This window comes from Fontibacillus panacisegetis (assembly GCF_900102215.1).
Classification (GTDB): Bacteria; Bacillota; Bacilli; order Paenibacillales; family Paenibacillaceae; genus Fontibacillus; species Fontibacillus panacisegetis.
Window position 1 is genome coordinate 1 of record NZ_FNBG01000056.1, and the last position, 12,338, is coordinate 12,338.

Genomic DNA, 12,338 nt, shown 5'->3' on the forward strand with positions numbered 1-12,338 from the left:
CCCAAAAGTAGGGTGCAAGGAAGATGATCCCTGCGCCGCTTGATCCTGCCACACATTCTATGACCGTATCTCATGTGTAATAGTGCATGATGCGGAATTCCTGAAATTCCTGCAATTGTGCAGGCTTTGATCATGTAAAGCCTCTAAATGCCCTAAATTACTGCAAATGTGCAGGCATTCTCTAAGGATTCTCTTCAAACTAGTCTATTCTGAACCATATTCCTGCATTTTTGCAGGCTTTTGTTCATCCTTTCATGGCTACTTTAAAAAAACTGTATTTTTGCATCCTTTTCCTGATATCTTGCCTTTACACTGCTAAACAAGAAGCGTCCCTCAAAAAGTTATCTTGGATAACGTTGAGGGACAGCCTCTTTTTTGTGCTATATCTGTACGTAAACTCTCTACACCGTACCGCGCTCGATCAGGCGGAAGCTCAGTTCTTCTGTGACAGGGCCTTCATGTTCGCCGTTGATTTGCTGGTAAGCGATGTCGAAGGCGCGTGAGCCGATTTCCTGAAGTCTGGTGTCGATGGTCGTAATGTTAAGCACATCGGCAATTGGCTGGTTGTCAAAGCCGATGATCGCGATGTCCTCTGGTACGCGAAGGCCATTCTGATGAGCGGCGATAAGAAAGCCCGCAGCTAGGTCATCGCCGGTAATGAGCAATGCGCTTGGTTTTTCGTTCATCTGAAGAAACCACTTGGCCAGGTTAGCGCCACCGCCGATTCCGATTTGATTCATCAGAATCCACTCCTTTCGGGGTTGTCCGCCAAGCGCGTGCAGCGTGTCTGTATAGGCTTGCTTCCGTCTAAGGCTGTTGGAGCTATTATGCCGATAAAGAGTAAACCCGATATCATGGTAGCCTTTATCCCACAGATAATGGATAGCCTTTTGAAAGCTGGTGTAATGATCAAGATATACGGAGGATAGAGTACTATTGTGCAGAGTTTCACAGAGAACAATTGGCCCATATGGAGTATAGGCTTCCATTTGATTCAGTGAAATGGAGCGGGAACATACAATAAGTCCATCGATCTGCTTGTTCCGAAGCATATTCAGCACTTTTAATTCCTCATCCAGATTATAATTTGTCTGACAGAGCATGAGCTGATAATTGCATTCTAATGCTCTATGGGCAATACCCTCGATCATTTGGGAGAAATAAGGGTGGTTGATTTGTGGCAGGACGACTCCGATTGTTTGAGTAATGCCTTTGATCAAATGGACTGCATTCATATTGCGTGAGTATTGCAAGCGCTCAATGGCCTCTTCCACTGCCCGTCTTTTGCTCTCGCTAACATAAGGATGATGGTTCAATACACGTGATACTGTAGCGACGGACACGCCGGCCGCTTCTGCGATTTGTTTGATATTGGCCACGGCGAGATCCTCCTTCTCGAATTACTGCATAATGATATTAGTGTTAAATTAGTACTTGTTCTGAAATGCATTTCACAACTTACAATAAAGTTGTTGGAGAGCATACCTCCAAATAGAGGCGTGACCTGCGCAGATAAGATCTGTTCGGGGCGTAACTGTCCGAGGGATGCTTTCCTTTTTTGTGTCTTTAAAAAAAGCCCGGCTGCATCGCAGAAACCGGACTTTATATTAGAAATAAAATGAATGGATCATGGCTCTGTATGATGCTCGATTGATGAATTTTCGTGCTTATATATATGGTACCACATGATTCCAAACCCTGCAGCCCCGAGCAAGGTGAGAGATCCGCCCATTTTGTACAGGAGGACTGGTCCAAAGCTTTGGAAAATCCATCCCCCGAGAAATCCGGCAATAATCCCTGATACTCCACTTAGTGCAAAGGTATAGACCGCTTGTCCGGATGACCGGAAGGGTCTCGGTAGAATAAGGGCAGTCAGCTTGGTGCCTACGTAGAAAAATCCACCAAAGGTAACAGCGTGGAGCACTTGAATGAAAATGATTTGAAGCGGTGTAGAAGCCTCCGACATGAGTTCCCAGCGCAGTGCAAATAGCAGACTGACGAGCGTGAGACAGCCCATTAGATAAGTCATTTTTTGCTTTAGATATCGTTCCAGCAAAACAAAGGCCAGTACCTCAAAAATCGTTGATAAGAACACCGCGCCGCCCACCTGGAACCGTGAACCGCCAAGATCACTAATAAATAACGGCATAAATATACCATTAATAGAGTTAGGGATCGATACAAGAACACCAAAGATAACAAAGGCAATAAATGTTTTGTTCTGGAGTGTTCGGACAATGTCCGTAAATCTGATCGCAGGGGTATTCGTTGTTAGTTGAATTGGCGGAAGCAGTAAGGCTGATCCGATCCCGAGCATCAGCATAATGCTGAAGAGTAATGAAATCCCGTGTTGACCGATAGAGTCAATAATAGGTCCAGCGGTTAATGCTACCAAGGTCCAGCCAAACGAGCCCCATAAACGATATGTACCGAATTTTTGATCTGTATTCTCAATATATCCAAGAATAAGACTGTTGTTTTGAGATAACAGAGGACTTTGAAAAAAGAACAACAATATCATCGATAAGTACAGCATGTGAAAAGTATCTACTTTAAACACTAGATGTCCCATGAGCAGTACACCAGTCATCATGATAAGCAGAATGAAGCGAAGGTTTTGTCCCCGGTCACTGAGCCGCCTCCAGAATGGATGCGCTAACAGAGAGACGAGAGGGCCAACCGCCATTAAGCTGCCGATCTCAAACTTGTCCATACCGATGTCTTTTAAATATAATTGAAAAAAAGCTGCAAATATGACCATCGTGCCATAGATGAAGAAATTCAGCAGCCCCAAGGGTAATAAAGAAGCGGACGAATGATTTGTGTTATCTCGCAAAATCGCCATTCCTTTCTGCTTGAATCCTAATGAAAAAAAAGACTACGTTCTCAATGTAACATATAGATGAAAAGGGATACAAACCATCTTTTTCTATTTCCCCAATATTTATGACTATTAGGAGGCGCTGTTCATGGAAATATCAGCTATTATATTGGCCGGTGGCCGTTCGAGCCGCATGGGGCGGAATAAAGCTATGCTGCCACTCGCTGGAGTTCCTGTCATAGAGCGTTTGATTGGACAATTAGAGCAGGTAGTTGGTCATATTGTGATCGCAGGTGGGAATAATGATACATATGGGCATCTTGGTGTAGAGGTCGTTCATGATGTTTTCCCGGAAAAGGGGCCTCTGTCAGGATTGCACGCTGGCTTGACCGCCTGTTCTACCCTATGGAGTCTTGTTGTAGCATGTGATATGCCTTTTGCAGACCAGAGAGTATTCCGGCAGATAGTGGAATCAACGGCCAACGCGGAATCAGATCAGGGGTTAGATAAGAAAGGTGAGACAGACAAAAAAAGAACAGAGGCAATCGTTGCTAGTGTTGGGGGAAGGCTTCACCCGTTGTTGGGAGCGTATCGTCGTAGTGTGCTGCCCGGTCTGTCCCAGGAGCTGATCAACGGTAACTTGAAGATGACAAAATGGGTAGAGAGTCTGCAGGCGGAGTATGTTGATGAGAAAATATTATGTGCATCGACAGGGCTTCCACCCGAACTTCTGCAATTCAATATGAACAAGCCGGATGATTATTTATATGCAAAAAGGATATTTAATTCTGAGGTCTAAAATGTTACTGTTTTGTCAAAAAGTCAGGTTAAAGCGCTTTCATTTTGCGATATAATAAAACCATAAGATACATGACCCCCTTAATCATGTGTCGGTATATGTCTAGAGGTGATTTCCGACACGATATTTAAGGAGATCATCTCTTTTTTCGGATTTTATATAGGCATACGGCTTTATAACGAAGTTGCACATGGATACGACTTCATATTACTGGGGAGATGACTGAAATGACTGTACTGTTTAAGGAACCTGTCGTTATTTCCAAAGAACAATCACAATGGATGGAGCTTAGAGGTTGGGTATATCAATTGCTGATGGACTTTTTAAGTCGCCAGCCAAGAATGTCCCTGATCGCACAATGGTGTAGACGTGTTGAGCAGAAGAACACCATTCCACATAGCAATGCAGGCAAAACCTTAAAAAACTACTTGGAGAGCATTCCTGCAGGAGACTTCCGTAAAGTGTGCCGCGAAGAAGCAGAGGAATATAAGACGCTGTTTATGGGTGATGACGCTGTAATGAAATCTTATGAAAGCGCCTATCTGGTTAGCGGAAACAGTGCAGCGATGAACGAAGATAGCCTTGTTGAATTTATGTGTCTTACGGGCATAAGAAATATGTACTTAGAAGCTGGGGTCGTATTTAACAAGCTTACCGGTGAACGTGATGATCATCTCGCGATGGAGCTTGAATTCATGGCGGTGCTGGCTGGAGAGATGAACGCCAAGGAAGCGTTTCGGGACAGATGCCTTGAAATTGGAGACCTTCAGATTCGGTTTATGGAGTCTCATTTGCTAAAATGGGTTCCCCGGTTCTCTCAAGATTTGGCTTCAGCAACAAAGAGTCCATTGTATAAGGGATTGTCTGGACTGTTAAGCGAGTTTTTGACCTACGATTACCAACAATTATGTGCATGGAGAGAATCTCAGAAGTAAGAGCATTATCTTAATTGGATAGAACAATAAATTCAAGCTCCAGTCCACATACGACGATGTCGTTTCCCTGAGCTAAGGGGATTTGTGGACTGGAGCTATTTTAACTTTACTTTATTTAAGCTTAGTCAATTTCATTAGCTGGCTTGCGTTTGCGGAATTTCATCAGGAACTCGTATACAACCGGCACAATGACGAGTGTCAGCAGCGTGGAGCTGATCAATCCGCCGATTACAGTAATACCAAGGCCTCTAGAAATGATACCTGCACTATGCTCCCATCCAAGAACGAGCGGTAGCAGAGCGCCAATCGTAGCCAGTGCAGTCATCAGAATCGGACGAACACGGGTAGCACCAGCTTCAAGAAGGGCTTCACGTGTAGAGAGACCTTCGCGTTCCTTGTGAATTACACGATCAATAAGCACAATTGCGTTGGTAACTACGATACCAATCAGCATCAGAACGCCCATCAAAGCGGATACGTTCAGAGTTTCCCCGCCGATTAGGAGACCGACCATCGCACCGATGACGATGAATGGCAGAGAGAACAGAATTGTGAATGGCGCCAGTCCACCGCCGAAGGTAACAACCAGTACAAAGTATACGATCGCAACAGCCGCAGCCATAGCGAGTCCAAGCTGACCGAACGTATCGTTGATTTGCTCAGTTACACCTCCGAATTGTACAGTTACACCATCAGGCATGTCGAGCGAGTCGATTTTATCTTGCAGGCTGCTGGATGCTTTTTGTACATCGGTTGAGACAATTTTAGCACTAACCTCAACGACCATTTTGCCATCGATACGCATAATAGAGTCAGGCGAGCTGCCCTTTTCAACTTTAGCGATTTCTTTGATAGGTATATCCATACCGAGAGGAGAAGTTATAGTTTCATTTTCGATATCTTTAATGCTTGGATAAGTTGTTTTGTCGGTTTCGATATATACGTTATAGTTCTTACCGTCAACTTCGACCTCCGTTAGTACAGGACGCTGATATACCGGGCTTAGCTTCATTGCAACCTGACCTGCAGTGAGACCAAGAGAGCTGAGCTTCTGTTGATCGGCAACTAGCGTGTACTGTTCATAAGCGTCTGAGATACTTGTATCCGGCTTTTCAAAGTTTGCTGTATCTTCTTCTACCAAATTCAGAATTTGATCGGAGACTGGCTTAATGCTATCCAGATCGTCACCGTAGACGTGTACGCTGAGGTTGCTTCCTCCCATACCGCCCATCATCATATCGCTCATATCGCTCCATTCACCCTCTGGAACTTCTTGTTTTAAATCTTTTATCAGGTTTTCTTTGACATTGTTGAACTTCTTAGTGTCTTCGCTGTATTGAATATAGAACAGTGCCGAGTTGGAAGAACCGATGCCAAGAGGGTTGGTTCCCCCAACGGAATATTGCATTCTGTCTACATCAGGCTGATCGAGAATAAATTGTTCTGCTTTAAGCATTTTGTCTTTAACATCTTCAAGTCTGTCGCCAGGAGTAGGAGAATAAGTGACCATGACATATTTATCCTCTTGATCCGGCAAGAAGCTGACACCTATGAACGGATACAAGAAAAGACTTCCGATCAGCAGTACAACAGCCAAGCCGAACGTAACAAGCTTATGGGACAATGACCACTTCAGAGCGCGTTGATAAGCGCGAGCAATACCCTTTGGATTTTCGTCGTGGTCGTGTGTCTTGGTTAGCCCCTTACGGAACAGTGTGTGCGCCAGAGCAGGCACCAGAGTGATTGCTACGAGTAGTGAAGCGAGCAAGGAGAATACCATCGTCAGAGCAAATGGTTTGAACAGCTCGCCAACCATTCCGCTAACAAAAGCAAGCGGTAGGAATACAGCAATCGTTACAATGGTGGAAGACAAGATCGGAACGAACATTTCGCGGGTTGCTTCTATAATGAGCTTGCTGCCTTTTAATTTCTCGTTAGTGAGCGACATCCGGCGGTAAATATTCTCGATTACGACGATGGAGTCATCGACCACCCGGCCGATAGCGACCGTCATAGCGCCAAGTGTCATCATGTTCAGTGTTATGTCCATCTGCTTCAGAGCCACGATAGCAATGAGCAGTGAAAGAGGGATGGAAATAATTGAAATGATGGTGGATCTTATGTTTCGTAAGAACAACAGAATAATAAGTACAGCGAATAAAGCACCAAATAGTGCTTTGGACAACATCGTATTAACGGAATCGGTAATCGGTTTGCCCTGATCAAGTAGGACTGTGAAATCAACGTTACTGTATTGTTCTTTCAATTTATCGACTTCATCTTTTACCTGATTGACTACATCGACAGTGTTGGCGTCATTAGATTTAATAATTTGAATGCCAATAGATTCCATGCCATTGGTACGTGACAAGGACTCAGCTTCTCCGCTAACTTCAATAGAGGCAATGTCGCTCAGCTTAACGGTAGGGATAGAGAGGTTTATGCTCCCTGCTCCAGCCGTAGGAGCCTTGGCGCTGTCAGAACCAGCTGACGCATTTGGAGCTCCTGCACTAGTCGCTGTGCCGGTTGCTGTTGTACCCATTGCACTGCTGCCGGCAGGCGCGCCGGAGGATGATCTGGATGGAACAACAGGAATGGCCAGGTTTTTAAGATCGTCAATGGTCGTAATGTTGCCGTCGACGACGACTGCTTTTTGTGATTGCTCCATTTCGAACAGACCTAAAGGAGCGTGAACTGCTGAAGCTTGAACAAGGCTCTTCACAGTATCTTCACTAAGACCAAACTGTTGAAGCTTTGCCTGATCAAATTTAAGCTGAACTTCCTTGACGTATTGTCCGGCAATTTGTACGGAAGCTACACCATCTACATCTTCCAGTGCGGCTTTGATGTCATTCTCTGTAATACGGGTCAGTGATTCCAGATCGCCGCCTTTATTGTCAGATAAGCTCAGAGAGATGACTGGCATGGAATTGATGCTAAAGCGGGCAATTTTAGGCTTTTGCGCATCATCAGGCAGTGTGACGTCATTGAGTGCTTCACGTACCTCTGCTGTAGCATTATCCAGATTGGTCTCGTAATCAAATTCGATAAACAACGAAGCAGCGTTTTCCATAGAGGTAGACGTTATTGTTTTGACGTGGTTCACGTTATGGAGTCGTTGCTCAAGCGGTTTGGTGACTTCCTGAACAACAGCTTCAGGTGCAGCCCCAGGATAAACGGCTGTGATGCTCAAATAAGGGACATTGATATTAGGAATGGATTCCTGTTTCATCGTCAGTCCACTGTATAAACCTACAACAGTGACAATGATCGTCAGTAACCAAACGGCAAATTTATTGCGCAGTGAAAATTGAATAATTCCTTTCATAAGTAGGTTTCTGCTCCTCTCTTTATTTTCCGCTTTATAAAGCAAATAGCACTTAAAAGCTTTTTTTATCGTTGCAAGTAAGGCTGTATTAAATCATCTAGTTCGGCAACCTGAACTTCAAGCTCGGGAATGCTTTTTAAATTAGCCAGCATTCCAATTAATATGGCGCGGCGTGGATGAAGCTCAATCATTTCCTGCTCCAGGATTTGTATGGATTCCATTCCTTCATCTCGTATTTCGGGAATGATAACAAGGTCGGGAATCAAGCCCTTTAGCTCTTTAACAGCAAGTAAGGGATGGCGCTCTGGCTGAATCAGGCAACCGTCTAAGCCCACCAATTGGTGCATGACTTCTCTAGAAATGAGTGGATCAGGTCGGGTAAGCATTAAGTTGTCGATAATCACATCCAGCATCCTGACCAAATAACTGGCCATCCGATGCGTCGTGATGTTGAGTTGTGGGATAAATAAGAGATGAATAAATGTACCAAGCATCCCGTGAATAATAGTGATCAGATCCGCTAGGTATGGCAACACCCCTTCACCATAGGTTGCTACAATCGTTTTCTCACAAAATTGGAGAAGCTTGGAGTTATTGGTCCTGACAATTTCAGGTTTTTTGTATATATTGCCACTTTTTAACCAGTCTCTTAGCTGCATAAGTAAAAATTCCCGAAATTCAAATACCAGTTCCAGCAAAGCTTCTACTTGCCGGATCAACTTATCATGAGGGCTTAAATCCGACTGGCTTTCTACTTGCATTAATTGGTCGTGAAGCAATTGAAAACAATAATCGTACAGATTGTGCTCGAGCTCTTCCTTTGATTTGAAATGCAAGTACAGGCTGCCTTTGGACATCCCGCATAATTCAGCGATTTCCTGCATGGATGTAGCCGAAGATCCTTTGGTTGCGAATAGCTGCATAGTAATTTTAAGAATCTGTTTCTTCTTGTCGCCTGATTTGCTAGACAATCGATATTACCCTCCTTCCCTTTCTGACCGGTCGGTACTAATAATGACTTGTGAGTCAGAAAAAATTATATTACAAATGAATGGGCAATACAAGAAACACACAAATGGGTGTCGCACATACAATCTGCTGTGAAGATTGCCAAGCTTCATGTAAAATATAGTAATGAGAATCTGTGTAGAGGAGCATAGTGATGAGACGTGGGCTGCAGATTATATTAATTGTTGCAATATTAATTGCATTTTATTATTTCGGATTCGGCGTATTCGGTAGTTTTGGAGGTACGCTGGTCAGTATATTTCAAACCCTGACAGTTATCACGATTGGTCTGGCAATTTTTATGGAGAATCGAAACCCCTCCAGCACAGTCGCCTGGATTCTGGTTCTGGCTGTACTTCCGGTAGTGGGGCTAATTCTTTATTTTCTGCTGGGTCAGAACTACTTCAAACGGCGTAAATTTGACAAAAAGGCCGAGGAAGACCGTAAAAGCTATGAACGAATCGATCATAGCGGCAAAATGCTTCCCCGCGATCTGTCCAAGTTTACTCCTGGACAGCAGCGTTTGCTGCAAATGTCGCAGCGTATTGCTCGTACTCCGTTTTCTATGGCTACAAAGACCCGTATTTTAACGAATGGTGAAGAGACTTTCTCTACGCTGCTTAAGGAACTGAAGAAAGCGGAGCATCACATACACATGGAATATTACATCTATCGGGCTGATGATATCGGACGTGAGATTCAAAAGACGCTGATCGAGAAGGCGCGCGCAGGTGTTGATGTTCGTTTTATGTTTGATGCCGTAGGAAGTCTTGGCTTGCCAAAGTTCTTTATTAATGAGATGCGTGAAGCTGGTGTTCACGTAGGAATATATGGGGAAGTTAAGTTTTTGGCGCTGTCGAGCCGTGTGAATTATCGTAATCACCGTAAAATTGTCGTAATCGATGGCAAAATCGGTTTTATTGGTGGTCTGAATGTTGGTGACGAGTATTTAAGCCGGAGCACAACGTACGGATTTTGGCGAGACACTCATATGCTGATCACAGGCGAGGCCGTTCGTTCGCTGCAGTTGATCTTTTTGCAGGACTGGCAGTATGTTACCGGGGAAAAAATAATGTCGCCGGAGTATTTATCACCAGAACTTGCTGAAGGCTGTAAGGGGGCTGTGCAAATCGTACCGAGCGGCCCGGATAATGAGAGAAGCACGCTGAAAAACATATTTTTTGCCATGATTACCTCAGCTAAAAAATCAGTGTGGCTTGCGACCCCATATTTTATACCGGATGAGGACATTCTGACGGCGTTACGTGTTGCAGCAATGTCGGGGATAGACGTGCGAATTTTATTTCCCGCTAAGCCGGATAAAAGATTGCCGTTTTTTGCTTCGCATTCATATTTCCCTTCATTATTGGAGGTTGGGGTGAAAATTTTCGAGTATGAAAAAGGTTTTTTGCACTCCAAGCTGCTCATAGTCGACGGTGAGGTTGCTACGATAGGAACGGCTAATATGGATATGCGAAGCTTTCATTTGAATTTTGAAGTAAATGCACTGCTTGTACAAACGGATAGTATAGCTACGCTGGTTAAGGAGTTCGAGCGTGATTTGCTCTTTGCGAAGATGATCGATAAGGAAACATTTATGAACAAGAAAATTTTTGTTCGCTTTATGGAATCGGCAGCAAGGTTACTGTCGCCGCTGCTATAGGTTGAATTGCTGTGGTATGCATGCGTGCAGATTATAACAGAGGGTCTTTTGGAGTGAAGGAGGAATGATGCTAAGTGAGTACATCAGAACGGAAGACAGAACACATTCGACTCTGCATGGAGGAACAGGTCAACGGAGAAGGGGTTTCTACGGGGTTTGCAAAATATGTGTTCCGTCATAATGCGCTTCCTGAACTTAATTTTGATGAGATTAGCTTGAAGACTACATTTCTGGGGGCATCTCTTAGAACGCCGTTGTTGATCAGCTCCATGACCGGAGGAAGCGAGCTTGCTGGACGGATCAATGATCGTCTTGCAGAGGCGGCTGAGCGGCGTGGCTGGGCGATGGGAGTTGGATCGGTGCGAGCTGCTGTTGAGCGTGAGGAGCTGGCTGATACGTTTGCGGTGCGGCGCAAAGCACCGAGCATTCCGATTATCGCCAACTTGGGCGCGGTGCAGCTAAATTATGGCTTTGGCGTTGATGATTGCAAACGGGCTGTAGACATTGTTGATGCGGACATGCTGGTGCTGCATTTGAACAGTCTGCAGGAGGTATTTCAACCGGAGGGCAATACAGTCTTTTATGACCTGCTTCATCAAATTGAGAAGGTATGCCGGGAATTGCCGCTTCCTGTTGGAGTAAAGGAAGTAGGATGGGGAATCGATGGAGTAACGGCCAAGCGGTTGCGGGAAGTCGGTGTGGCTTTTATCGATGTGGCTGGCGCAGGAGGAACGTCCTGGAGCCAGGTCGAGAAGTTCCGCAGCACGGACGTGGTGCGCCGCGCAGCAGCGGAAGCATTCGCGGATTGGGGTATTCCGACCGCCGAATGCATCCGCGAAGTAAGGGCGGCAGTATCAGACGCCGCCCTCATTGGCAGCGGTGGCCTGAACACCGGCGTGGATGCTGCCAAGGCGCTCGCGCTTGGCGCAGATCTGGCCGGGTTCGGCCGGGCGCTGTTGGCTCCGGCGGTGCATTCGGAGGAGCAGCTCGATGCGCTGCTGGAGCGCGTCGAGCTGGAGCTGCGCACCGCCATGTTCGGCATCGGCGTCGGCTCGCTGCCGGAGCTACGGAACACGCCGCGGTTAGTGCGGCGTGAATAGGCAGTGTGCCAAGCACGTGAGCACACGGATTGGCAGCGGAGCGCCCTGCGGAGTGCCACAGACTGCTTGACTGTGGTCAGACTGATGATCTCGGCAGCGTCTTAAGAGTGAGTAGTAGAAGACTTGTGCGTTTGTGGAGGAACTTGTGTATTTTCGGAGGAAAATGTGTGTGCTCTGAAAAACTTGAGCGTAGTCGGATGAACTTCTGTGGTTGTTGAGTAACTTGAGCGTTCTAAATGAAACTTCTGTTATTGTAGAGGACCTGTGAGATGTTAGAACGGAATACCTGCAATTGTGCAACTTTTTGTTTCCTGTTAGTTGCGTCAAGCAATATTCCTGCAAAAATGCAGGTATTTACCACCTGACCCTCGGTTTGAAGCCCAAAATGCTGAAAAATCCTGCATATTTGCAGGATTTTTGATTAAGTCGCCACTTTTGTACAGAAAAACTGTACATTTGCAGGTTTTTGTCTGGAACTCGCCGTAACTCGCCGTAACTTATGACCATGTACTACTGCGATCCCGTAATCTGTAACGCATAACCCGTAACTCATAACTCCATAACCAAGTAACTACGCAACCTCAGTATCCTCAGTATCTCAGTATCTCAGTATCTCAGTATCTCAGTATCTCAGTATCTCAGTATCTCAGTATCTCAGTATCTCAGTATCTCAGTATCTCAGTA

Annotated in this window: 8 protein-coding genes; 4 read left to right on the forward strand and 4 right to left on the reverse strand. The window is 45.3% G+C overall.

Annotation, left to right across the window (positions count from 1 at the left end):
• Positions 1-401 precede the first annotated feature (401 nt).
• Together BLS49_RS23745 and BLS49_RS23750 are read right to left on the reverse strand one after the other, a co-directional pair.
• Positions 402-1,379, reverse strand: a complete 978-nt coding sequence (locus tag BLS49_RS23745) for a LacI family DNA-binding transcriptional regulator (RefSeq protein ID WP_091236498.1) — start codon at positions 1,377-1,379, stop codon at positions 402-404.
• Positions 1,380-1,627: 248 nt separating this feature from the next.
• Positions 1,628-2,845 carry an MFS transporter gene (locus tag BLS49_RS23750; RefSeq protein WP_091236500.1) on the reverse strand — a complete coding sequence of 406 codons (1,218 nt, stop codon included), beginning with the start codon at positions 2,843-2,845 and terminating at the stop codon, positions 1,628-1,630.
• 124 nt (positions 2,846-2,969) lie between these two features.
• Here BLS49_RS23750 and mobA point away from each other — a divergent pair, with 124 nt between their 5' ends.
• Positions 2,970-3,620: a molybdenum cofactor guanylyltransferase gene (mobA, locus tag BLS49_RS23755; RefSeq protein ID WP_091236502.1), complete on the forward strand. Its 651-nt coding sequence runs from the start codon at positions 2,970-2,972 to the stop codon at positions 3,618-3,620.
• Between the two features lie 227 nt (positions 3,621-3,847).
• Positions 3,848-4,555 (forward strand): TorD/DmsD family molecular chaperone, encoded by a 708-nt coding sequence (locus BLS49_RS23760; RefSeq protein ID WP_091236505.1) that lies wholly within the window; start codon positions 3,848-3,850, stop codon positions 4,553-4,555.
• Positions 4,556-4,676: 121 nt separating this feature from the next.
• Here BLS49_RS23760 and BLS49_RS23765 read toward each other — a convergent pair whose 3' ends face one another.
• Together BLS49_RS23765 and BLS49_RS23770 are read right to left on the reverse strand one after the other, a co-directional pair.
• Entirely contained in the window at positions 4,677-7,883 is a 3,207-nt protein-coding gene (locus tag BLS49_RS23765; RefSeq protein WP_091236507.1) for an efflux RND transporter permease subunit, read from the reverse strand.
• Positions 7,884-7,948: 65 nt separating this feature from the next.
• Positions 7,949-8,854: a TetR/AcrR family transcriptional regulator gene (locus tag BLS49_RS23770; protein ID WP_091236509.1), complete on the reverse strand. Its 906-nt coding sequence runs from the start codon at positions 8,852-8,854 to the stop codon at positions 7,949-7,951.
• A 191-nt stretch (positions 8,855-9,045) separates the two neighbouring features.
• Here BLS49_RS23770 and cls point away from each other — a divergent pair, with 191 nt between their 5' ends.
• Together cls and fni are read left to right on the forward strand one after the other, a co-directional pair.
• Positions 9,046-10,554, forward strand: a complete 1,509-nt coding sequence (gene cls / locus BLS49_RS23775) for a cardiolipin synthase (RefSeq protein WP_091236510.1) — start codon at positions 9,046-9,048, stop codon at positions 10,552-10,554.
• A 74-nt stretch (positions 10,555-10,628) separates the two neighbouring features.
• A complete protein-coding gene (gene fni, locus BLS49_RS23780) occupies positions 10,629-11,654 on the forward strand; it encodes a type 2 isopentenyl-diphosphate Delta-isomerase (RefSeq protein WP_281243757.1) in 1,026 nt (341 codons plus the stop codon).
• Positions 11,655-12,338 lie beyond the last annotated feature (684 nt).

What these genes read in the sequence shown, in the direction of transcription:
- BLS49_RS23765 (WP_091236507.1), bottom strand. Translation starts at nt 7,883, where the DNA reads ATGAAAGGAATTATTCAATTTTCACTGCGCAATAAATTTGCCGTTTGG.
- BLS49_RS23760 (WP_091236505.1), top strand. Translation starts at nt 3,848, where the DNA reads ATGACTGTACTGTTTAAGGAACCTGTCGTTATTTCCAAAGAACAATCA.
- mobA (WP_091236502.1), top strand. Translation starts at nt 2,970, where the DNA reads ATGGAAATATCAGCTATTATATTGGCCGGTGGCCGTTCGAGCCGCATG.
- cls (WP_091236510.1), top strand. Translation starts at nt 9,046, where the DNA reads ATGAGACGTGGGCTGCAGATTATATTAATTGTTGCAATATTAATTGCA.
- BLS49_RS23750 (WP_091236500.1), bottom strand. Translation starts at nt 2,845, where the DNA reads ATGGCGATTTTGCGAGATAACACAAATCATTCGTCCGCTTCTTTATTA.